General features: G+C 59.5%; 20 protein-coding genes. 4 read left to right on the top strand and 16 right to left on the bottom strand.

All coding sequences use genetic code 11. The features are described from left to right. Nucleotides 1–33 precede the first annotated feature (33 nt). The 10 genes from AFK65_RS00180 to AFK65_RS00135 form a co-directional block, all read right to left on the bottom strand. Nucleotides 34–453 (bottom strand): Rap1a/Tai family immunity protein, encoded by a 420-nt coding sequence (locus AFK65_RS00180; protein WP_007703865.1) that lies wholly within the window; start codon nucleotides 451–453, stop codon nucleotides 34–36. Between the two features lie 66 nt (nucleotides 454–519). Continuing rightward, on the bottom strand, nucleotides 520–2019 hold the full coding sequence (gene tssC, locus AFK65_RS00175; RefSeq protein WP_007703863.1) for a type VI secretion system contractile sheath large subunit: 1500 nt from the start codon (nucleotides 2017–2019) through the stop codon (nucleotides 520–522). Between the two features lie 3 nt (nucleotides 2020–2022). Further along, a complete protein-coding gene (tssB, locus tag AFK65_RS00170) occupies nucleotides 2023–2547 on the bottom strand; it encodes a type VI secretion system contractile sheath small subunit (protein ID WP_007853510.1) in 525 nt (174 codons plus the stop codon). A gap of 75 nt (nucleotides 2548–2622) precedes the next feature. Next, on the bottom strand, nucleotides 2623–3645 hold the full coding sequence (gene tssA, locus AFK65_RS00165; RefSeq protein ID WP_038858498.1) for a type VI secretion system protein TssA: 1023 nt from the start codon (nucleotides 3643–3645) through the stop codon (nucleotides 2623–2625). Nucleotides 3646–3654: 9 nt separating this feature from the next. Beyond that, entirely contained in the window at nucleotides 3655–4365 is a 711-nt protein-coding gene (tagF, locus tag AFK65_RS00160) for a type VI secretion system-associated protein TagF (protein ID WP_007703857.1), read from the bottom strand. A 16-nt stretch (nucleotides 4366–4381) separates the two neighbouring features. Beyond that, complete coding sequence (gene tssM / locus AFK65_RS00155) at nucleotides 4382–8002, bottom strand: type VI secretion system membrane subunit TssM (protein ID WP_038858501.1); 3621 nt, start codon at nucleotides 8000–8002, stop codon at nucleotides 4382–4384. A 2-nt stretch (nucleotides 8003–8004) separates the two neighbouring features. Next, nucleotides 8005–9240 carry a DotU family type VI secretion system protein gene (locus tag AFK65_RS00150; RefSeq protein ID WP_007703845.1) on the bottom strand — a complete coding sequence of 412 codons (1236 nt, stop codon included), beginning with the start codon at nucleotides 9238–9240 and terminating at the stop codon, nucleotides 8005–8007. Between the two features lie 17 nt (nucleotides 9241–9257). Continuing rightward, entirely contained in the window at nucleotides 9258–10601 is a 1344-nt protein-coding gene (gene tssK, locus AFK65_RS00145; RefSeq protein ID WP_007765906.1) for a type VI secretion system baseplate subunit TssK, read from the bottom strand. Nucleotides 10602–10625: 24 nt separating this feature from the next. Next, nucleotides 10626–11132 (bottom strand): type VI secretion system lipoprotein TssJ, encoded by a 507-nt coding sequence (gene tssJ / locus AFK65_RS00140; protein ID WP_007703838.1) that lies wholly within the window; start codon nucleotides 11130–11132, stop codon nucleotides 10626–10628. 24 nt (nucleotides 11133–11156) lie between these two features. Then, nucleotides 11157–11651 carry a YdgH/BhsA/McbA family protein gene (locus AFK65_RS00135; protein ID WP_038858503.1) on the bottom strand — a complete coding sequence of 165 codons (495 nt, stop codon included), beginning with the start codon at nucleotides 11649–11651 and terminating at the stop codon, nucleotides 11157–11159. A gap of 1223 nt (nucleotides 11652–12874) precedes the next feature. On the opposite strand from AFK65_RS00135, the gene tisB reads away from it, so the two are divergent. From tisB to emrD, 3 genes are all read left to right on the top strand, one after another. Next, nucleotides 12875–12964 (top strand): type I toxin-antitoxin system toxin TisB, encoded by a 90-nt coding sequence (tisB, locus tag AFK65_RS22385; RefSeq protein WP_032803729.1) that lies wholly within the window; start codon nucleotides 12875–12877, stop codon nucleotides 12962–12964. 75 nt (nucleotides 12965–13039) lie between these two features. Continuing rightward, nucleotides 13040–13492 carry a GNAT family N-acetyltransferase gene (locus AFK65_RS00125; RefSeq protein ID WP_007703828.1) on the top strand — a complete coding sequence of 151 codons (453 nt, stop codon included), beginning with the start codon at nucleotides 13040–13042 and terminating at the stop codon, nucleotides 13490–13492. Nucleotides 13493–13697: 205 nt separating this feature from the next. Beyond that, the gene (gene emrD / locus AFK65_RS00120; protein ID WP_071602571.1) at nucleotides 13698–14882 is read left to right on the top strand and encodes a multidrug efflux MFS transporter EmrD; all 1185 of its coding nucleotides are present in this window, start codon (nucleotides 13698–13700) and stop codon (nucleotides 14880–14882) included. On the opposite strand, the gene AFK65_RS00115 is transcribed toward emrD, so the two are convergent. From AFK65_RS00115 to AFK65_RS00095, 5 genes are all read right to left on the bottom strand, one after another. Beyond that, on the bottom strand, nucleotides 14785–15882 hold the full coding sequence (locus AFK65_RS00115; protein WP_038858507.1) for a cellulase family glycosylhydrolase: 1098 nt from the start codon (nucleotides 15880–15882) through the stop codon (nucleotides 14785–14787). The genes emrD and AFK65_RS00115 overlap by 98 nt on opposite strands. 73 nt (nucleotides 15883–15955) lie before the next feature. After that, on the bottom strand, nucleotides 15956–16297 hold the full coding sequence (locus tag AFK65_RS00110; protein ID WP_007703820.1) for a DUF202 domain-containing protein: 342 nt from the start codon (nucleotides 16295–16297) through the stop codon (nucleotides 15956–15958). After that, nucleotides 16287–16634: a YidH family protein gene (locus AFK65_RS00105; RefSeq protein ID WP_007703818.1), complete on the bottom strand. Its 348-nt coding sequence runs from the start codon at nucleotides 16632–16634 to the stop codon at nucleotides 16287–16289. Before AFK65_RS00105 ends, AFK65_RS00110 begins: the two co-directional genes overlap by 11 nt. 117 nt (nucleotides 16635–16751) lie before the next feature. Further along, nucleotides 16752–18074 carry a 6-phospho-alpha-glucosidase gene (locus tag AFK65_RS00100; RefSeq protein ID WP_007703815.1) on the bottom strand — a complete coding sequence of 441 codons (1323 nt, stop codon included), beginning with the start codon at nucleotides 18072–18074 and terminating at the stop codon, nucleotides 16752–16754. After that, nucleotides 18071–19687 carry an alpha-glucoside-specific PTS transporter subunit IIBC gene (locus tag AFK65_RS00095; protein ID WP_038858513.1) on the bottom strand — a complete coding sequence of 539 codons (1617 nt, stop codon included), beginning with the start codon at nucleotides 19685–19687 and terminating at the stop codon, nucleotides 18071–18073. The genes AFK65_RS00100 and AFK65_RS00095 overlap by 4 nt, the downstream gene beginning before the upstream one ends. 221 nt (nucleotides 19688–19908) lie before the next feature. Here AFK65_RS00095 and AFK65_RS00090 point away from each other — a divergent pair, with 221 nt between their 5' ends. Beyond that, nucleotides 19909–20625: a GntR family transcriptional regulator gene (locus AFK65_RS00090; RefSeq protein ID WP_007703809.1), complete on the top strand. Its 717-nt coding sequence runs from the start codon at nucleotides 19909–19911 to the stop codon at nucleotides 20623–20625. Between the two features lie 60 nt (nucleotides 20626–20685). Here AFK65_RS00090 and ibpB read toward each other — a convergent pair whose 3' ends face one another. Beyond that, entirely contained in the window at nucleotides 20686–21171 is a 486-nt protein-coding gene (gene ibpB, locus AFK65_RS00085) for a small heat shock chaperone IbpB (protein ID WP_007703806.1), read from the bottom strand. Between the last annotated feature and the right edge of the window lie 43 nt (nucleotides 21172–21214).

Raw genomic sequence — 21214 nt, 5'->3', positions numbered from 1 at the left:
TGGCAAAAACAAAAAGCAGTTTTTCATGAGCGTTTACTTACAGGCATAAATTTCTTTTAACGCTTCAATAATCAGCATTTTGGCTTGCGCGTTTTTAAGCCGCTCAGGCGATGATTTAGAAAAATAGTCGTAAGCAATATTGCGTAACGAGCCGGGTTTTAACGGTCTGTCAGGACACCACAATATTCCTTCGGTGGCATCCATCACGCCCACGAAATACATATCGGCTTTAATACGCTCGCGCTCGTTCTGCCTGTTACTCCAGGCGTTAAAAAAACGCGCGGCGTTAATACGGCTGTCCTGCGCGGTTAATAACGCCGGATCGCGCGGGAATACCGATGTGCTGTCCTCAGGCAAATCCTCTGCCCGCGGATATTCATAAACCCTGGTGCTGGCGGCGGACATTGCCGACAGCGCCAGCAGGGCGCTTGCCAGCGCAAGATGTATTTTCATCACGTATCCCTGTGAGTATGAAAAAGTGGCAGGCCGTAAGGAATGCCCTTACGGCCTGAGGCAGCGTTACGCCTCGTTGCTCTTCAGCGACGGCAGTTTGGAGACCAGACGCAGAGAAACGGTCAGGCCTTCCAGCTGGTAGTGCGGACGCAGGAAGAACTTGGCGGCGTAGTAGCCTGGGTTGTCCTCGATCTCCTGAACCTGTACCTCGGCTGCCGCCAGCGGCTTACGGGATTTGGTTTCCTGAGAGGAGTTCGCCGGGTCGCCGTCCACATAGTTCATCACCCAGTCGTTCAGCCAGCGTTCCATCTCGTCGCGCTCGCGGAAAGAACCGATCTTGTCGCGAACGATGCACTTGAGGTAGTGCGCGAAACGGCAGCAGGCGAACAGGTACGGCAGGCGGGCCGCCAGACGGGCGTTCGCGGTGGCGTCCGGGTCGTGGTATTCCGCCGGTTTTTGCAGCGACTGCGCGCCGATAAAGGCGGCGAAGTCGGAGTTTTTGCGGTGGATCAGCGGCATAAAGCCGTTTTTCGCCAGTTCCGCTTCGCGACGGTCGCTGATGGCGATTTCGGTCGGGCACTTCATGTCCACGCCGCCGTCGTCGCTCGGGAAAGTGTGACACGGCAGATTTTCTACCGCGCCGCCCGATTCCACGCCGCGAATGGAGGTGCACCAGCCGTACTCTTTAAAGGAACGGTTGATGTTGGCCGCCATCGCGTAGGCCGCGTTGGCCCAGTTGTAGTTGCTGTGGTTCGCGCCGTCGGTCTCTTCTTCGAAGTCGAAGCTGTCCACCGGGTTAGTGCGAATGCCATACGGCAGACGCGACAGGAAGCGCGGCATGACGAGGCCCAGATAGCGCGCATCTTCCGACTCGCGCAGGCTGCGCCAGGCGGCGTACTCGGTGTTCTGGAAGATTTTGGTCAGGTCGCGCGGGTTCGCCAGCTCCTGCCAGGATTCCATCTGCATCACGCTCGGCGCGGTGCCGGTGATGAACGGGCAGTGCGCCGCCGCGCCGATGCGCGCCATTTCGCTCAGCAGTTCAACATCCTGCGGGCTGTGGTCGAAGTAGTAGTCGCCCACCAGGCAGCCAAACGGCTCGCCGCCGAACTGGCCATACTCTTCTTCGTAGATTTTTTTGAAGATCGGGCTCTGGTCCCAGCCCACGCCCTTAAAGCGTTTCAGGGTGCGGCCCAGCTCCTGCTTGGAGATGCTCATAAAGCGGATTTTCAGCATCTCGTCGGTTTCAGTGTTGTTGACCAGATAGTTCAGGCCACGCCAGGCGCTTTCCAGCTTCTGGAACTCGTCGTGGTGAATAATCTGGTTAACCTGCTGAGACAGCTTCTCGTCGATACCGGCAATCAGGTTCTGGATGGTGCGGTAGGTGTCGTTTGAGAAGGTGACGGTGTTTTCCAGCGCCTGCTGGGCCAGGGTTTTTACCGCGTTTTCGACGGCCGAACGGGCCTGGTCGGTTTTCGGGCGAAACTCTTTGCTGAGCAGCGCGCTGAATTCATCCTGGCTGAACGCCTGCTGCGACTGCAGCTCTTGCTGTTGAGAAGGATTGCTCATCGATTACTCCTCGTTACCTTTGGTGCCATCGTCATCTTTCGGCATCTGGCTCAGCGATTTGAGCAGCGTCGGGTCCTGAAGCACTTTCGCGATAAGCTCTTCGGCGCCGTTTTTACCGTCCATGTAGGTCAGCAGGTTAGAGAGCTGAGTACGGGCTTCCAGCAGCTTGTTCAGCGGCTCGACCTTACGCGCGACGGCGTCCGGCAGGAAGTCGTCCATGCTGTCGAAAGTGAGATCGATATTCAGTTTGCCTTCGCCGGTCAGGGTGTTGTCCACCTGGAACGCCACGCGCGGCTTGAGCGCTTTCATACGCTCGTCGAAGTTGTCGATATCAATTTCAAGGAATTTACGTTCGTCCACCGCAGGCTGCGGATCGACCGGCTTCCCGACCAGGTCGGCAAACACGCCCATCACAAACGGAAGCTGAATTTTGCGTTCCGCGCCGTAGATTTCCACGTCGTACTCGATCTGCACGCGCGGCGCGCGGTTACGGGCGATAAATTTCTGCCCACTGTTACTCATTGGCATGATGTTCTCCATCGAAGATGCGCGGTGAATTTCGGGCGGCGGGCCTCATGCCTGTCGCCGTAAAGGGAAACGCCGTTATTCCCGGCGTCCGATAATGTTTTCCACCTGATGCACGCTGTCGGGCGCCAGGTCGCGAATAAGATCCATGAAATTCATTTCAATCAGTCGCTGCACGCGCTCAATCATCAGCGGCGCGGGGTGGCTCGGCTCGTGCCGGGCAAAATATTGCTTCACTTTCTCAAGCATTAACTGGGCGTCGTCGCGCGTTTGCAGTTGCACGTTGCGCCAGTCGGTCTCCACCACGCGCGCCGGGGCGCTGGTCGTCGTGGCGGCAGGCGCGTTATCGGTCTGCGCCTGCGGGTCTTGCGCATCCTGCGGCGCCTGGGTTTCGCCGCTCTGGCAGGCCAGGGCCACAATGCTCGTCAGCTTCTGGAGCTGCTCCATCTCCGGCACGCCGCTCTCACCGAGGTGGCTGACCAGAATGGTGCGGATCGTTTCCAGACGCGCGTGGATCTGGACTATCGCCTCGATGCCCGGCTGATCGCCGCGCGCGAGTTCATCCACCAGCCGCGGGCGGCCGCCCGGATAACCCGGACATTCGCTTTTGCTGTTGTCGAGCAACGACTGCGCGTCGCGCAGCGTAATTTCATCGCCGTTGCTGCGCAGCAGCGTGGCGGTGCGCAGCGTGCCGGTCAGGGCGGATTTATCGCCAAGGCCCGCCAGCGCGTTAATACGGTAGAACGGATCTTTTTCGCCGTACTCTTCCAGCAGCGGATAGAGCGGCTCCCAGTAGCGCGTCAGCGCTTCCTGAATCAGCAGCAACCCGTCGGCATAGCCCGGCAGGCCGCGGCGTTTGGCCCACGCGTGGGTCAGCGCCAGCATGACGCGCAGATCTTTGGTGCGCTCAAGCAACGACAGGGCCAGCTTTTCAACTTTAGTCCAGTCCGCCGGCTCTGCCGGAATAATGGTGTCGCCGAACTGCTGTTCCGCCTTGCCCTGGCTTGCCTGTTCCATCGCCTGGTAATCGGCGTCGTACTCCAGGTTTTCGCCGCACGGCTGCTCCGGGCTCACCGGAGCGAGAAGGGTTTCAATATCCATCGAACTGCCTTATTCGAACATGGGCGGGTAAAGCCCGTGGCGACCCGGACGCGCACCGCCCGCCGGATCAAACAACAGCGAAAAGAGCTGCCCGGTAAAATTGCCGCTGTGCACATGCGTGTAGAGCGGATAGCCGTCGCTGCGATTGGTCCACCAGAAGCTGGTCTGGCGCTGCGGGTCGAAACACTCCGCCGCCTGACGCCAGCTCAGCGTCACCGGCGACTCCTGATAACCAATGACATCCAGAATTTCCGAGCGATTCTCGGGCGCCGGCAGCGCGGGCGACGGAACGGCCTGCACCGCCTGGTCGAGCTGTTCGGCGGAGAACGCGTTGCGCACCGCGTGATGCAGGACGCGGCCAAGCTGCTGATACCACTCTTCGGCCATCGCCAGATGCTGCGGCGTCCACTCGGCGGGGCTGAACGCCACCGTCGCGACGAGCGGATACTGACGCCCTACGCTGTCGCGGCCCGGCATCAGGCAGCCCATCTGCACCTGCTGACTGCCGAGCATCGGCGGCACCACGAAATTCCAGACCGGCGCGCTGGCAAACTGCCGGTTGCCCGTCTCGCGCTGTTCATCCTCTTTCTGCCAGTTCAGCAGCCCTACCTGAAACCAGTGCGACCACTGGCGTTGCAGGGCATCGGGAAAACGGCGCTGGAGAAAGTCGCCGGCACTGGGCAGTTTCCCGTACCAGCTAATCGCAGGGTAATGACTCATTATCCGTTCCTTGCGGTTAAGGGCATGCGAAGCCAGGGAGCTGGAATGGGTTGCGGATACTGTTCGGCGTGAATTCCAGCGTCACGCTGTGTCCGTCAACCGAAAACGTCGCCTGGCGGCTCAGGCTTCCTGCACCCGGCGCAATGCGGGCGCGATCGAAAAAGCGGTTCAGCGCCCACGCGCCGTTGGTCACCAGCGTCGAGGTGGTGCCGTTGGCAAGCCCGAGCTGCATACGCACCTGATTCGTGCCGCCGCTGCCCGGCCAGCTCATCAGCTGGACCGCCTGCGGGCCGTGGCTGTAACGCAGAAGCTGGCCGTCAACGTCGAGCGACAGCGTGAGGATGTCGTTATCCATCCGCACGGTGCGCACCGTCACGCGATAAGACGGCGTGGTCGCGCCGTTGGCGAAGAAGGCGTCGCGAATGTATTGCGCCTGCTGGAACGGACGCAGCACCCCTTCGCTGCCCGGCAGCGTTTTGCCGTCGATGCCCGGCGTGAAGCGCCAGCGCTGCTGGGTGGTATCCACTTTATTCGTCAGATTATCGCGAAAGAAACTGTCCATCAGCCCGGTGCCCGGCGCGAACATGCGCGCCAAATCGTCCGGCGTTACTTCGCTGCTGGCGGAGCGCACCAGCGGATAACGGCCCGCGATCGCCTGGCGGCAGAAGCTGCCGACTTCCACGCTGATACGCTTACGGACGTTTTCCAGCTCACGCTGCTGGGTGTCGCTGCTCGCCCCTACCGCCATGCGGCTGAACATATTTTGCAGCCCGCCCGGCAGACGCCCGGCGCTCGCCTGTAAGCGGCTGATCGCCTCGCCCCCCGGCGGCGGCATACCGCTGTTGGCGGCGTCCTGCACGGCGGTCAGGTAACGGTAGAGTTCATCGATCTGCTTGATGAAGTCATCAAACACGATAGCTTTGCCGCCTTTCTCCAGCGGCTGCGCCAGTTCGATGATAGGCGCGTAGTGATCGGTCACCACTTGTTCCGGCGTCTGCGGCGCGGCGGCGGCGGTGGTCGCCCCGCTTTCACGGTCGCTGAACAGCGCTTCCAGGGTGCGGGTCGCGCGGTTGCCCTGCTCTTTCGCCTGCGCTTCGCCCGCCTGCGGCTCGGCGCGGGAGAGCGTCAGCACCTGGCTTAAGTTCAGCACCAGACGGCGCAGCGGCGAGTTGCTGCTGGAGAGCACGCGGGCCGTGTTGATGCGCTGGTTCAGGTCGGCGCTGTTGTTAAGCTGAATATCCGCCAGGTAGCTGTCCCACTGGCTGATAAAGTCGCGCATATAGAGCTGGCGCACCGCGTTGTCCGTCTGCGTTTTATCTTCCTGCGCGGTGGTCAGCCCCAGCACCCAGGCATCGTCGTCATGCAGCGAAGCCGTGACGTTATCAATCTGGCCGTTGAAGCTTTCCCAGTAGCCTTTCGGGGTGTAGAGCCCCGGCACGCCGTCGCTGACCGGCTTGCCGCTTTTACGCGAAAAGACCAGTTCGCTCTGCGGGCCGCCCAGCGTGGCGAGCGACACCGGCTTTAAGTTTTCATCGCGCTCCAGCAAGCGTTTGAGGCGGCCATAGACGCGCAGCGACAGCGGCTTCTGGTTGATCATCGCCTGCTGGCGGCTAATCAGCGATTCATCTTTGGCGTAGGGCGAGGTCTGGATTTGCGGCTCCAGCAGTTGCGTCAGGTGCCATTCGAGCTGGTTAAGCTGCGCCTGGGTGACGTTCTGCGGCAGGTTGCGCTCAAGGTTGAGCATTACCCACGAGTGCAGGAATTTGCCGTCGTAGTGCTTCGGCTGGTAGAGCATCTGGTACGCCTTCAGCGCTTCGTAGCTGTACTCCACGTCGCTGCCGTTGTCGTTACGCACCCAGCCGGTGATGAGCTGCGCCACGGCGGGCATCAGCATCTCCTGAAGCGCTTTCTGGTAGAGCGCCTGCGAAGCGTCGTTAACGTCATCGCCGCGATAAAGCCCCATGCGGTACGTCACCGGCGGCGAGTTCAGGTCAAACGCTTTACTCTTCGGCAGCTCCACCAGGCTGTTAAAGAACGGCAGCATACTGAAGAGATCGCGCCCGGCGGTGGTTTGCAGCGCTTTGCTCTGGCGCTCGACGCCCGGCACTTTCCCTTCGACTTCCGCCAGGTAGTCTTTGTTATTGCCATAACTCGTCAGCCACAGGCCGCCCAGCACCAGTAACAGCGCTATGAGCGCCGCGTAGCCAGACCACAACACCGCGCGGTTGCGCAGCTCCCACCAGCGGTTCTGCCCGGCGATGCCCGCTTCCTGGAAAATCACGTTCTGGAGCAGGTTTTTAATAAAGAAACTCTGTCCTTTGCCGCCGGGGATCGGCGCTTCTTTGCTCACCGAATCCCAGTTGTCGCCCTCTTTGCCGCCGGACGGCAGCGACAGCGCGCGGTTGAGTTCGCCCATCACGCGGTCAAACGGCAGCCCTTCCTGGGTGCCGCTCGCGAGATAAATCCCGCGCGGCGAGAATTCGGTTTCAAAGTTGGAACGGGCGAAAACGGTGCTGAGGTAATCCGCGAGCAGCGGACGCAGCGCCGCGAACTCCTGCGGGAACAGATAACACTCGGCGCGCGCTTTCGGGTCGCTTTCCGCGAGCAGGGTATCCGGCAGGCCCGCGTCCAGACGCTGCTGGAGCAGCGCGAATTCCTGAGTAAATGCCGCTAACAGGTCGAAATCGGCCTGTTTTGAGCGATCCCACGGGAAGGTGAAACCCCAGATCTGGTCGCGCTGCGCTTTATCGAAGCGCCCGAAGTAAGAACGAAAGCCTTTCAGCAGGTCGGCTTTGGTGACCAGCACATAGACCGGGAAGCGGATACCGAGTTGCTCATGCAGCTCGCCAAGACGCTGACGCAGGTTAACGGCCTGTTGTTGCGTCGCTTCCGGCGACTGGGTCAGCAGATCAGAGACGCTGATGGTGATGATCACGCCGTTAATCGGCTGGCGGCGGCGATATTTACGCAGCAGATCGACAAAGCTTAACCATTCACCGGCGTCCTGCGCCTGTTCGCTCTCCTGCGTGGTGTAACGCCCGGCGGTATCGAGCAGCACCGCTTCGTTAGTGAACCACCAGTCGCAGTTGCGGGTGCCGCCGATGCCGCGCAGCGCCGTTTTGCCAAAGCGATCCGCCAGCGGGAATTGCAGGCCGGAGTTAACCAGCGCCGTCGTTTTACCGGAGCCCGGCGCGCCGATAATCACATACCACGGAAGCTGATAGAGATATTGCGTGCTGAAGCGCTGCGTCCACTGGCCGCGCTGGCCTGGGGCGTTGAAATGCGCTTTTTTGAGGATTTGCGCCGCTTCGTCGAAACGGTCCGCCAGCACTTTATCGTCATTGCCGAGGCGCTTGAGGTCGCTGCCGCCCTCTTCCGCAGGCTTGCCTTCGTTGAGTTTGTCCATCAGCTTGCGGTTCAGCCAGGCGTTGTAGAGCCGCGGCACGATGTGGCTATGCACCCAAATCAGGTAGATAAGCGCAATGCTGATGATACGGTTGGTTTCCGACTCCAGCGGGCGGCTGTCGACGATAGACAGCAGGGGTCCTATCATCCAGACGACCGCCGACAGCGCGGTAACGCCCATGAACCCCCACAAGATGCGGTTGGTCACTATTGAAAGGAGAATATTCAGCATCCTTAGTTTCCTTGCGGCAATCCGTTCAGCTCGGCCAGAGTGTTATCCGGCGACACCAGCAGAGTGATCTCTACACGGCGGTTGCGGGCGCGGTTTTCCGGCGTATTGTTCGGAGCGATAGGGTCCATCTCGCCGCGGCCCTGCGCTCTGACGCGGCTCGGGTCGGCGAGGTGCGCCTGGAGCATTTTCTGTACCGATTCGGCGCGCGAGAGCGACAGCTCGTAGTTAGAAGCGAAACGCGCGCTGCGGATAGGCACGTTGTCGCTGTAGCCCACCACGAGGATTTTGCCGCTGACATTGTTCATCGCCTGCGCCACGCGGTCGATAACCGGTTCATAGCGGTCACGCACCACGGTCGAGGCGGACGCGAACAGGCCGTCGCCTTTCAGAATAACCACGCTGCGATCGGCTTCGTCGCGCACCGCCACCAGGCCCGCTTCAATTTCCGGGCGCAGGAAACCGCGCAGGTTAAGCACCGGCGCCACTTCACGCGCGGGCTGCTGAACGGTGACTTCCGGCAGCGGCGTCTGGTAAATCTTCGCCAGCACCGGGCTGGTGTTATCGCCAAGCCGCCAGTTGAGAATGATAAAGAACAGGCACGCCAGGAAACCGGCCAGCGCCACGCAGGCCCACAGCGGCACCACCGGACGCCAGAGCTTACGCAGCACCGGTTGATCTTCCGGGTGCGGCGAGAGCGGCGGCGGGTAGCTGCCGCGCACGCTGCGGATCATCTGCCACAGGCGCTGTTTGATGGTCTCAAGCTGCGTGCGGCCGTTATCCATGACGCGATAGCGCCCTTCGAAGCCGAGCAGCAGGCAGTAGTTGATCATCTCCAGCAGAAAGATGTGCTCGCGCGGGTTTTGCGACAGCCGCGCCAGAAGCTGGAAGAATTTCTCGCCGCCCCAGGTTTCGTTGTGGAACGTCACCAGCAGACCGCTGCCTGACCAGACGCCGCGGCTGCCCCACGGCGTGAGCGCGGCCGCTTCATCCAGCGCCGTACACAGGCAGTAGCGCGCGCCGACGATCACTTCGTAAGGCAGCGCCGCCTGCTGGCAGCGCACTTCAAAGCGGCGGATCTCGTCGATCAGGCGCTGGCGCAGCCCGGCCTGATCTTCATGCGATACAGAATGACGAATCTGCGGGATCGCGTTTAGCAGCGGGTTGGCCGCCGCGACCAGCGGATTATTACTGCTGGCACCGGAAAGAATGGCATCGCTGCCGGTGGCTTGTGGTTCCATAGTGAGCGCTCGTCGTGTTATTCATTCGTACTGCGAATGGCCCAAAACTCCATATCAAGGCCCGGGAATTCACCAGCGAGATGCAGCGCGAACGCGCCGGATTTCTCCATCTCTTTCCAGAGTTCGCCGCCCTTTTCCAGTTCGAAATAGCTGTAGCCGGCATGCCACGGGATCTGCGGCGGCGCAACCGGCATGGCGCGCAGCACCATACCCGGCAGCTGCAGCTGCACCAGATCGCGAATTTTGGTGACCGGCGCGACTTTCATCTGCGCCGGGAAGTGCGTTTGCAGCGCCTCGCCCGGCACGTTGGCTTTGACCGCCAGCACGAAACCGAACTCGCGCACCATGTTGCTTTCCGGCACGGTGGCGACGTTGAGCCCGTGCGAACGCTCGGTGAGCGGCAGCTGAATGGCGCTCTCTTCCATCACCAGCGACAACCCCTGGCGCAGCATCAGGGTCAGTTTGCCAAAGCAGCCCGCCAGGTTGTCATGGTCGTAGACCGGCAGCGTCGCGTCCGGCGCGCGCTGCGCCGTCCAGGTGGTGAGCTCGCAGGCGAACGCCAGCCAGTCGCGCCACAGGGTTTCCGGGTGGAGCAACGGCAGCGTTTTTAAATGCGTGACGTGGCCGAGGTGATGGTTAATCAGCGACAGCAGCATGAACTCCACCATCTCCGAGGTGTTAAACCGCCCCGGCTGGCGCAGACGCTGGCTGATTTGCTGGCTGCGCTGGCCGAGCAGGCCATGCAGATCGTTGAGCATGCTGTAGAGCGGCCCGCTGTTGATGGCGTTAAGCATCGGCGGAATGTAGCTGGTGTCGAGGCGCACCTGGTTGTCGTTGCGCTTCTCAATCACCTGCGCGACGCCAATGGCCGTCCACTCGGCGGTCAGTTCGCTCTCCAGCATCAGCTTGAGACGCAGGCGGCCAAACTGCACCGTCGCCGCGCCGACCGCCAGCGCGTTGTCGTCTTCCACCTCTTCTTCAAAGGTGGCGTAGCGGGCGAGCGAATCGGCCGCCTCGCTGAAAATTACCTCTTCACGTCCGGCGCGGCGGGCGGGCAGCGCCAGCACCACGCGCTCGTGCGTGAGGTTATCGGGGATGGCGAGCGGCGCCGGGCCGTGGCGGGCGTCGCGGAAAGAGAACGGCGTGCCGTCCGGCAGCAGACCGCTGGCGTAGCTCAGCGCCACGCGTCCCTGACGCAGCATCGCCTCGTCAAATTCCAGATCGAGAAATCCCCAGAGATACGGACGCTGCAACGAACCCCATTCGCGGATGTGGTGTTGCAGGAAACTTTCCGCACGCTGGAAGTGGTGCGGACGCAGGAACATCCCTTCGGTCCAGACCACTTTTTCTGCTTTGTTCATACTGGTGTCCTGTAAGGGCGCTGATTATTCGTTGATGACGCGGATCCCGTTGACGTCAAGAAACACTTTCGCCTCGAGTTCGTCGGATGACCATTTCCAGAATTTATAAATACTGCTGTCACTGGGTGCGGGAAGCGGGAGCGAGATTCGCCATTTTTTGCCGTCCAGCGCCTGATATTCCGCCATCACGCCGATGTAGCGCGCGTCAAGCGAGCTCTGGCCGCTGAGGGTTTTATCCAGCTGGCCTGGCATCAGGAAGAACTCGTCGCTGTTGAGCAGGTTGGCTCCCAGCACGGTCTGAGCATTGTTTTGCAGCGAAAAGAAATCGGCAGACATAAAGTCGGCATCGGATTTCAGAAGCAGCACCCGGACTTTTAGCGGGGCGGAATTATTAATTTGCGGGTGAGCCTGAAAATGCAGGCTGTACTGGGAAGGAACGCTGCGTGAAGACGATAAGCAGCCGCTCAGTAAGGTGAGAGCGGCAATCAAAAACGCCAGGAAGCCCTGGCGTAAAACGGTACGGTTTTTCATGAGGTGTGGCTCATTGAATCAGGATTAATCGATAACCCAGGTTCCGCTTTTGGTGTTTTTACAGGCTTTGCTATTGCCATCCACCGTCACGCAGTTGGCTTTGGCGGCTTTACGGCGCAGTTTCGGGGTTACTGCCCGCATCTGCGCATCGTACAGCTCGCTTTTCACCGCTGCGCGCAGCGGAGCATAACCAATCAGTTGCTCTTCACCCTGATCGGCGATCGCCAGCCAATGGCCTTCAACCTGGCCCAGTACATTATAGGTTTTGCCGGTTTCGAGCTGACGAACCACTTTGCCGCCGAAATCCGGGCGGGTCATGACCGACGCCGGGTACATCGCGCGGTACTCTTCGTTAACAGGCTCGAACTCTTTTGGCGGAGTCACCGCGTGGCGGTGGGTGAGCGTGACGCCATTAACCACACTGGTCACGATAGTGTCATCCGTAACGGCAGGAGGCGGCGCTTTACAACCCGCTACGCCTAACACAAACAGCAGGGCTAATACGATTCGCATATTCATCGATGGTTTCCGTTGCAAATATATTCTGTATACAAAGAAATAACGGCTTCTGGATTCAGGCTATGACTAAAAGTTTGTCATTGCCAGTGAAGATTATGCCATTTCGGTGAAGGAATTTCATTTTCTTCAGAGATAGCTACCGCACGGGCTTTACCGAAGTAAACCCGGACGTTTTACGCATATTTCTGAGGCAGAGCGAGAAAATTCTACATAACCCTGATGACAATTCAACACCAGGTCTGGCGGGCATTCCGGTGAAAACGTCTGCCTGTTTAATTCAATAGCGCATTTTTAGGAATTTTCCGCCCCTGAGCACAAGAAATAATCCGGCAAACAATAAATATATTCACGGGTATCCATAGGTTTTTATTATATTAAGCGTTTGATTTAAAAGATAAAGTAACGCGAAAGCGTAACGCTTTGCCGAACGATTAACGGGGGAAATAGCGGGCCGGGAGGCTATTAGGATTAATCTGAAAACAGATTATTAAGGAGGCATGAATATATGCAGCTACCATATTTAGTGGGTGTAAAAATTCACGCTAAAAATCACACTACAAGATCTTAAGTAAAATTTCTTTAATTAATGATGACAGCAAATAGTGCTAACGCCTTTACGGTTTCTGTTAACGCTATTTGTTAAAAAAGCATAATGGCAGTTGATTGCGCTTTTTTGTCATCAGATTTTCCTTACAAACAGTGCGAATTCTGTCGTGCGTGTCGCTTTTTAAGCCTGCCTTTTCGCTACAGATGTAAATATTATTACGCGTGATTATTACGGTGTGGGCATGGGCGTGACGCGCGGCGAACCGCGATAAAAACAAAAAAACCCCGCCAGGGGCGAGGTTTTTTCAGCTACTGTTGCGGTTGGTAGCCGCAAAGCACACTGTGTTACGTCAACAGTGTAACTATACGACGAAATGCGCGCACCCGCAATTGGCGCGCGGCGCAGCAGTGGCTTTTAGTCAGTATGGTCCAGCTCTCCCTTTCTTGTCCAGAAAATACTGTTCATTTATACAGTGTTTATCTATAATGATGTTGCTGTCACAGCGTGCGATACGGGGCCGCATTTAAACGGGCGCAATAAAGAGTCCTGGCTGAAACGGGTGGTGCCGTCAGTGCCTTAACCCCGAGAGAGCACACTGTGTTACGCCAACAAAACAACTGGCAACAGGCAGCGGAGAGGTACGCCAGTTGGTGCTCCTTTACCAGAGGAGACGCGTATGAGCGGAGTGGATTTGTTTATCCTTATCCTGAAACTCATTGTTGCAGTCCTGCAACTGCTTGATGCTGTCCTGAAGTTCCTTCGGTAACTCAGGTTCAGGCCGCACCAAAGAGGGGCGGGCAACCGCCCCTCTTTAACACGGTACATCCACCAGGAGGGAACGATGTCAGGAATCATCGCTATCAGGTCTGTCACCCCGGTCGGCATCGATTTTGACCGGCTGCGTGAAGAGAGTCAGGCGCTCGGCTTCAATATGCTGGACCGGCTCGCCGTCCACTGGATGGACGGCAGCAATGCCTTCTCCGCCCCTGGCGAACGGCTGCTCGGCGCATTTCTTGGCGACGCGCTGGTCGGCGTCGGCGGGCTGAATCGCTGCCCTTTCGATACCCATCCGCGCGCCGGACGCGTGCGCCATCTTTACGTCAGCCATGCGGTACGCCGTGTCGGCGTGGGCAATCAGCTGCTGGCGACGCTTGCCCGGCAAGCCCATAACACGTTTGATTACCTCAATATCCGCGCGCCGGAATCCGCCTTCAGCTTTTATTTACAGGCAGGCTTTCTGCCGATGGACCACCCGCACATTACGCACCGGCTGACGCTGCCGTCTGCGGCCTGAATCGCGTCGCGGCTTCCCGCCGTGGCGTCATTCACAGTGGCAATAAAACTTTCCGATGAGTGTCCGTAAAAGCTGCCTGCCCTGTTTCATGACGACATGACAGTTGACTGGATAATCCCCGCGTATGCGGTATATTTCTCTCGCATTTAATATCCACACAGAGATATATCCTGTTTCCTTCACCTGTGCATATCGAATAACCATGATGAGAATGTTCGCTAACCGTCATTTGCTAATGATGTTGATCCTGCTTGTCGCCGTCGGGCAGATGGCGCAGACGATTTATATTCCGGCCATCGCCGATATCGCGCTGGAGATGAACGTCCGTGAAGGCGCGGTGCAGAGCGTGATGGCGGCGTATCTGCTCACCTACGGCGTGTCGCAACTGATTTACGGGCCGGTTTCCGACCGCATCGGTCGCCGTCCGGTCATCCTTACGGGGCTGTTGATTTTTATCCTGGCGACGCTGGTGGCGCTGGCCGCGCAAAGCCTGCCGGTGCTGATCGCGGCCGGTTGTTTACAGGGGATGGGCACCGGCGTGGGCGGCGTGATGGCGCGCACCCTGCCGCGCGATCTCTATGAAGGCCCGGCGCTGCGCCAGGCGAACAGCCTGCTCAATATGGGGATTCTGGTGAGCCCGCTGGTGGCGCCGCTGCTCGGCGGCGTGCTGGATACGCTGTGGGGCTGGCGCGCCTGCTTCGCGTTTCTGCTCACGCTTGCCGTCGTGGTCACGTTCTGTATGTTCCGCTGGATGCCGGAAACCCGTCCGGCGCAGGCGCAGCGTCCTCGCCTGCTGGCGAGCTACAAACTGCTGTTCGGCACCGCCAGCTTTAACTGCTATCTGATTATGCTGGTCGCCGCCCTCGCGGGCGTCGCGGTATTCGAAGCCTGCTCCGGCGTGCTGATGGGCGCCGGGCTTGGGCTGAGCAGCCTCGCGGTGAGCGTGCTGTTTATTCTGCCGATCCCGGCGGCGTTCTTCGGCGCCTGGTTTGCGGGACGCACGCATAAGCGTTTCACCACGCTGATGTGGCAGGCGGTGCTGAGCTGTCTGTCGGCGGGCGTGCTGATGTGGGTGCCGGGGTGGCTCGGCATCATGAATACCTGGACGCTGCTTATTCCCGCCGCGCTCTTTTTCTTCGGCGCCGGGATGCTGTTCCCGCTCGCCACCAGCGGCGCGATGGAGCCGTTCCCGTTCCTGGCAGGCACCGCCGGCGCGCTGGTGGGCGGCCTGCAAAACTGCGGGTCCGGGCTGCTGGCGTGGTCATCCGCGCTGCTGCCGCAGAACGGGCAGTTTAGCCTCGGGATGCTGATGACGGCGATGGGCGTGCTGATGCTGGCGTGCTGGCTGCCGCTGGCGCACCGTGAGCGGATGCCGGAACAGACGGTTTAACATGTTCATGCCCCGGCGCGCGCTCCGTGGCGCAGGTCGGGTTCATCATCGCGTCCAGCAGGGCGGCCTGCGCGGGCCGCCAGGCGCCCTCTTCCCCATCGTAAAACTGATTCGCGGCATTGAGCGCGTACGGAATGCCCGCCTTTTTCAGCTCGCAGGCCATAAAACTGGCGAAGGCGAGCGTCGCCGCGGACGGCGTGGTTTTCACCGTCTGCGCCGCCGACCAGCCGCCCACCCAGCTGACATGACCGGTTTTCTGCTGCCAGCGGCGGGCGCTGTTAATGCGCTCGCGGATCGCCGCTTTTTCCGCCGCGGTGCCGGACGTCCACGGGTATTTGCCATTCGCGCGCAGCGGCCCCCACGGGAAAATGTGCCACTGCGCCAGTACGTAGTGGCTGCTCTGGGGCGGCAGTTTCAGTATGGAGAGATCTTCCGGCACGGCGCGAAAGCGCGGCGCGATGAAAATCATCCGTTGCGCATCCACATGGTGAATGGTTTTGATCACGTCGCCATACAGCCGGTTGAGCTGCTGCGGGTTGTGGTTGAGCTTGTCGGCGGGCTCGTAAATCAGATCAAAACCGAGCAGCGGGTGCTCGCTGCCGAAGTAATTCGCCACAGCGCTCCACCAGGCCACAACTTTCGCGGCGTTCTGCGCGCTCGGGTCCGCCTTAAACGCATCGGCCTGATAAGAAATTATCGGGATGATGTCATAGCGCTCGCAGGCTTCGACGATTTTGCGCAAGTGGATTAGCCGCTCCTCGGTGGCGTCGCCCGCCACCCGCACCCGCACATGGCGAATGCCGCGCTGCTGGAAATCGCGTACCGCCAGCGGATCGAACTCGCGGATGCCGCGTTCGGTGCGCGCCCAGTCGACATCCATGCCGACGCCCAGCTGCGCGCTGTAACGCTGGGCCGTCAGAGGCTCGCTGGCGCTTGCGGGCGGCGCGGCATGCGCGGAGGTAAAGAGCAGCAGAAAAGCGAGGGGGAGCAGCGTTTTCATGGCGACCGTATCGGGAAAAGGAATCAGAAATATGTAGCACGGATCCGCGCAGGCCGGGTAGTCCGCGGATGTGCTATTCGGCAAGCAACTGCATCAGCGCATGAATATGCGTCACCACAAAGAGCAGCGCCAGCGCGCAGACCGCCAGCGCAATCGCCAGTTTCGCCCGCACCTGGCCGGGCGCGGAAAAATCCTCGCGCGCCAGCGCGGTCAGGTGACGCTGGCGGGCATAGACATAAATCAGCCCGGCAATACCCGTAAGACACCCCAGCGCCAGCCAGATAAGCAGACCCGCGTTATTCCACGTATGGCGCAGCGCCAGCGCCAGCAGCGCGCCGTAGCCGAGCAGCGTGCGCACCCACGCAAGCGACGTGCGCTCCGGTTGCAGCCCCGGATCGCGCGGATTACCCGGCATAAAACACCACCAGCATCACCGCCAGCGCCACCACGACCAGCACGCCGCTGATAAACGCCAGCATACGGGTATAGGGCAGCGCCGCTTTCAGGCGCATCGCCTTTTCGTTGCGCAACCAGCGCAGGTAGCCGTAAATGGCGAGCGCCCCCGCGAAAAAGCAGAGCAGCAGCGACACCGCCTCGCGCACTACCGGCGTGGCGAAATCCGGCGCCAGCTGATCCAGCCCGACCCCCGCCGCCAGAAACCCCAGCGCGGTGCGCACCCACGCCAGAAACGTGCGTTCATTGGCCAGCGAAAAGCGATAGTCCGGCGCCTCGCCGAGACGGGAAATTTTCATGACGGCTCCCTGTTTTACCTGTGCATGCTCAGCATAACGTAAAACGGGCGTCGCAGAGGAGCAGAAGCGGCGCGACCGGCACCGTGACGATGCCGGTCGGTAAGGCGGGGCGTAACGTTAGTGCAGTTCCGGCCAGTAGTCTTTGTTGGCCTCAATCAGATCGTCGAGAATCGCTTTCGCGACCGACGCGCTGGGGACGGTTTTCGACAGCGTAATCGCCTGCCACAGTTTCTGCCGTGAGCGCTGCTCCCAGGCGTCCACCACCAGTTTTTCCACCGCCACCTGCTGGCTCATCAGCCCTTTCTGGAAGTGCGGAATATCGCCGACCGTCAGCGGCTCCGGCCCGTTTTTACCCACCAGACACGGGATCTCGACCATCGCATCGGCGTCAAAGTTATGAATAGCGCCGTTATTCGGCACAATCAGCAGCATCCGCGCTTGGGTGTTAAAAGCGATAGCGGTCGCCAGATCGACGATATACGAGGCGTGTTCGTCTATCTCCAGCTCGCCTGCCGACGAATGGCCCGCAGTGATAATAGCGCGGCACGCGTCAAAGACCTGTTTTTCACGGTGCTCCATCACTTCGTTGGCGCGGGTATGCGCCGGGTTGGAATGCGCCACGACGTAATCCGGGAAGAGATAGTATTTCAGGTAGGTGTTCGGCATGGTGTCCGGATCCAGCGCCTGCACGTCTTTCGCTTTCGCGAAGGTGTCGTTCCAGCTCGCTTCGGTATGCGTGTCCTCTGAAGGCGGCACATAGCCGTGCTTCGCCACATACTCGCGCAGCCGCGGCATCAGATCGTTGCCCTCCAGATCTTCAATCGACGTCCACCAGCCGAAGTGGTTGAGGCCGTAGTAACGCACACGCATCTCTTTACGGCTGTTCAGGCCGACGATTTTCGCCATCCGCCCTTCAATGCCAATCGGCATATCGCAGATGTTGAGAATTCTGGCGTTCGGGCGCAGGCGGCGGGTGGCTTCCGCCACAATCGCCGCCGGGTTGGAGTAATTGAGCATCCAGGCGTTCGGCGAATATTGCTCCATATAATCCACCAGCTCCAGCACGCCGCCGATAGAGCGCATCCCGTAGGCTATTCCGCCAGGGCCGCAGGTCTCCTGGCCGACCACGCCGTGGCGCAGCGGAATTTTTTCATCTTGTTCGCGCATCGGATATTTGCCGACGCGAATGTGCGCCATCACAAAATCCACGTCGGTGAAGGCCGTTTGCGGGTCCGTGGTGTAGGTAAATTCGATCTCCGGCGCCTGCTCCTTCAGCAGGATTTTGCACGCCTCGGCGATGATCTCCTGACGCGCGCCGTCGTTGTCATAGAACTTCAGCGCGCGCAGCGGGAAGCGATCGCGGTTAGCCAGCAGCATCAGGACAATGCCAGGGGTAAAGGTGCTGCCGCCGCCTGCGATGACAACTGAGAATTTTTTCATGATACAGCCTCCGTCATGGGGGATAGTGGGGTCGTGGAAGGGGTTTTCATCAGCGATTCCAGCTGGTCGCGCACCTGAGGAACGTGCAGGCCGACAATCACCTGGATGCCGTTGCCGCGACGCACCACGCCGTGGGCGCCAAGGGCTTTAAAGACGTCGTCACTCTGGGTTTTCGCCATGTCGACGAGCGTGATGCGCAACCGGGTGGCGCAGTTATTGATGCTTTCGATATTCTCCGCGCCGCCGAGCGCCTGGAGGAATCCGGCGGCCTGACCGGCAGCGGAGTGCGCGGCCGCCGTGGTCTGCCCCCGCGCGGCGCGGTAATCGGCTTTGCTGTAGAGCCTGATGTCGCTCTCGGCGCGGCCTGGCGTTTTGAGGTCGAAGCGCAGGATAAGCGCCCTGAAGACGATGAAGTAGAGCGCGGTAAACCCGCAGCCGATGCCAATCTGGGTGAACACCATGCCGGCGTGGTTATGGAACATGGGTATCCAGTTCTGCGGCAGGAACTGATCGAGCAGGCCGCCGCCCATGTTGCCCACGACGCCGAAGATATACATCAGCGTCGCCATCGTGGCCGCCAGCACCGCATGCACCGCGAACAGCAGCGGAGAAATAAACAGGAAGGTGAACTCCAGCGGCTCGGTGATCCCCACCAGCACCGCCGTTAACGTCGCCGGAATTAACAGCCCCGCCACTTTGACGCGATTTTCCGGCGCGGCGGTGTACCAGAGCGCCAGCGCGATGCCCACCGAGCCAAACACTTTCGAGTTGCCATGCAGCGCAAAACCGCCTTCCGGGAACAGCGATTTAAGCGGCGCCGTGCTCTGGCTGAATTCCTGCAAATGCTGCGCCCAGTAGACCTGAATGCCGCCTTCCACCGCCGCCGGGCCGAAGATAAACGGGCCGTAGACGAAGTGGTGCAGCCCGGTCGGGATCAGAATGCGCTCAAGGAAGGTGTAGACCCAGACGCCGAGCGCGCCGGCGGAGCGTAAAAACGCCTGTAATGACTCAATGCCCATCTGCACTTTCGGCCAGCCCAGCAGCGTGAGCCAGGCGCAGGGGATCATCACAAAGAACGCGATAATCACCACAAACGAGGTACCCTGAAAAATGCCAAGGAAAACCGGTAACGATTTTGCGTAATAACGGTTATGAATGGCCGTAACGATCCCGGAGATAACAATCGCGCCGATAATGCTGGTATCGAGCGTTTTAATCCCGGCAATCAGCGTTAACCCGCTGCCCGCGACAGGATCGGCCGTAAAATTAACGCCAAAGAAGTGACCCCAGGTCATGCCCATCGCGTTAATGAAATAGTTCCAGGTGAGAAAGCTAATCAGCACGGCGAGGCAGGCGCGACCCTGCGCCTCGCGGGCGAGGCCAATCGGTAAGCCGACCGCGAAAATCAGCGGCATATTACGAAATGCCGCCCAGCCGCCCTCTTCAATGATGTGAACGATCTGCGCGAAAAGATTATCGGGCGCGGTGAATGCCTCGCCCACAAACAGCGGATTTTGCAGCATGATGGCAATGCCGACGACCATCCCGGCGAAAGGAAATAACAACACCGGGGTAAACATGGCGCCGCCAAATCGTTGTATTTGACTGAGCATTTTTAAATCCTCATGTAACAACCTGTAGGGTTTGAGGCCTTAATCATTTTCTTGTGGCCTGAAGCGAGCATAAAAACTAACCGCGGCGCGAACATGGCGCGCCGCTGCGATCCGTGATCGCATTCATGGTTTTAATTTGCTCATTCAGGTCTACTTTTCCTCTTAAATCTGGACATCTTCAGGGGCTATCTCCCCACTGACAGGCGTAAAGAGGTCTACGGGTGATCTACAAATCCATTGCCGAAAGGCTGCGTCTGCGCCTGAATTCATCGGATTACCACATCGGCAGCCCGTTACCCGGCGAGAAAGCGCTGGCGCAGGAGTTCGGCGTGGCGCGAATGACCATTCGCAAAGCGGTCGATTTGCTGGTGGGCTGGGGGCTGGTGGTGCGTCGCCACGGCAGCGGCACCTATGTGGCGCGTAAAGACGTGCACCACGAAACCACGAATCTGACGGGGCTTGCTGAGGTGCTGCGTCAGCAAGGGAAAGACGTGTACAGCAAGGTGTTGCAGTTTGAAGTGATGCCTGCCCCGCCCGCCATCGCCAGCCAGTTGCGCATCCAGATAAACGAGCGCATCTACTTTTCGCGACGGGTGCGTTATGTCGAGGGAAAACCGCTGATGCTGGAAGACAGCTATATGCCGGTGAAGCTGTTCCGCACGCTGTCGCTGGCGCATCTGGAGGGATCGAAGTTTGATTACATCGAGAAGGAGTGCGGCATTACCATCAGCGGCAACTATGAAAGCCTGACGCCGGTGCTGGCGGATAAACAGCTGGCGGCGATGATGAATGTGCAGGAGCAGACGCCGCTGCTGCGCATTACGTCGCTCTCTTACAGCGACAGCGGCGAATTTCTCAATTACTCGGTGATGTTTCGCAATACCAGCGACTATCAGGTAGATTACCACCTGCATCGCGTTCGCCCGCCGGTATTATGATGACCGGACGGACACGCATAAAAAAAGGCCCCGCTACGGGGGCCTTTTCATACGATGCCGTTACTGGTTTTCGGTTTCACTATGGCTCAGCGCCGGGCGTTCGCCTTCAATGACGCGCTCGTCATCCTGGGCGCGCGGCTGACCGATGGCGATACGCTGCGGGGCCAGCGCTTCAGGAATATTGCGCACCAGATCGATGTGCAGCAGCCCGTTGGTGAAGGTCGCGCCGGAGACTTCCATATGTTCAGCCAGCGTAAAGCTCAGGCTGAAGGGCTGAATAACCAGACCCTGATGGAGCCATTTCGGTTCGTTTTCCGGTTTTACCGGCGAGCCTTTCACGCGCAGTACGGTATTTTCCAGCTCAATCTCCAGATCTTCCTGACGGAAACCGGCTAACGCAAGGGTAATGCGATAGTGGTTGTCGTCGCTTTTTTCGATGTTATAGGGCGGGAAGCTCTGGCTTTCAGCGGTGTTCATCAGCGCGTTGGCCAGTTTGTCAAAACCGATCCACTGACGGAAAAACGGGGATAAATCATAGTTACGCATAGTATCTCTCCTTCTTTGAAGCGAGTGAAAACGCCAGTGCGTT

This window comes from Cronobacter universalis NCTC 9529 (genome assembly GCF_001277175.1).
Classification (GTDB): Bacteria; Pseudomonadota; Gammaproteobacteria; order Enterobacterales; family Enterobacteriaceae; genus Cronobacter; species Cronobacter universalis.
The sequence above is the reverse complement of the archived record's forward strand: the minus strand, read 5'-3'. Positions and strand labels throughout refer to the sequence as shown.

What these genes read in the sequence shown, in the direction of transcription:
- AFK65_RS00180 (WP_007703865.1), bottom strand. Translation starts at nt 453, where the DNA reads ATGAAAATACATCTTGCGCTGGCAAGCGCCCTGCTGGCGCTGTCGGCA.
- tssC (WP_007703863.1), bottom strand. Translation starts at nt 2,019, where the DNA reads ATGAGCAATCCTTCTCAACAGCAAGAGCTGCAGTCGCAGCAGGCGTTC.
- tssB (WP_007853510.1), bottom strand. Translation starts at nt 2,547, where the DNA reads ATGCCAATGAGTAACAGTGGGCAGAAATTTATCGCCCGTAACCGCGCG.
- tssA (WP_038858498.1), bottom strand. Translation starts at nt 3,645, where the DNA reads ATGGATATTGAAACCCTTCTCGCTCCGGTGAGCCCGGAGCAGCCGTGC.
- tagF (WP_007703857.1), bottom strand. Translation starts at nt 4,365, where the DNA reads ATGAGTCATTACCCTGCGATTAGCTGGTACGGGAAACTGCCCAGTGCC.
- tssM (WP_038858501.1), bottom strand. Translation starts at nt 8,002, where the DNA reads ATGCTGAATATTCTCCTTTCAATAGTGACCAACCGCATCTTGTGGGGG.
- AFK65_RS00150 (WP_007703845.1), bottom strand. Translation starts at nt 9,240, where the DNA reads ATGGAACCACAAGCCACCGGCAGCGATGCCATTCTTTCCGGTGCCAGC.
- tssK (WP_007765906.1), bottom strand. Translation starts at nt 10,601, where the DNA reads ATGAACAAAGCAGAAAAAGTGGTCTGGACCGAAGGGATGTTCCTGCGT.
- tssJ (WP_007703838.1), bottom strand. Translation starts at nt 11,132, where the DNA reads ATGAAAAACCGTACCGTTTTACGCCAGGGCTTCCTGGCGTTTTTGATT.
- AFK65_RS00135 (WP_038858503.1), bottom strand. Translation starts at nt 11,651, where the DNA reads ATGAATATGCGAATCGTATTAGCCCTGCTGTTTGTGTTAGGCGTAGCG.
- tisB (WP_032803729.1), top strand. Translation starts at nt 12,875, where the DNA reads ATGAGCGGAGTGGATTTGTTTATCCTTATCCTGAAACTCATTGTTGCA.
- AFK65_RS00125 (WP_007703828.1), top strand. Translation starts at nt 13,040, where the DNA reads ATGTCAGGAATCATCGCTATCAGGTCTGTCACCCCGGTCGGCATCGAT.
- emrD (WP_071602571.1), top strand. Translation starts at nt 13,698, where the DNA reads ATGAGAATGTTCGCTAACCGTCATTTGCTAATGATGTTGATCCTGCTT.
- AFK65_RS00115 (WP_038858507.1), bottom strand. Translation starts at nt 15,882, where the DNA reads ATGAAAACGCTGCTCCCCCTCGCTTTTCTGCTGCTCTTTACCTCCGCG.
- AFK65_RS00110 (WP_007703820.1), bottom strand. Translation starts at nt 16,297, where the DNA reads ATGCCGGGTAATCCGCGCGATCCGGGGCTGCAACCGGAGCGCACGTCG.
- AFK65_RS00105 (WP_007703818.1), bottom strand. Translation starts at nt 16,634, where the DNA reads ATGAAAATTTCCCGTCTCGGCGAGGCGCCGGACTATCGCTTTTCGCTG.
- AFK65_RS00100 (WP_007703815.1), bottom strand. Translation starts at nt 18,074, where the DNA reads ATGAAAAAATTCTCAGTTGTCATCGCAGGCGGCGGCAGCACCTTTACC.
- AFK65_RS00095 (WP_038858513.1), bottom strand. Translation starts at nt 19,687, where the DNA reads ATGCTCAGTCAAATACAACGATTTGGCGGCGCCATGTTTACCCCGGTG.
- ibpB (WP_007703806.1), bottom strand. Translation starts at nt 21,171, where the DNA reads ATGCGTAACTATGATTTATCCCCGTTTTTCCGTCAGTGGATCGGTTTT.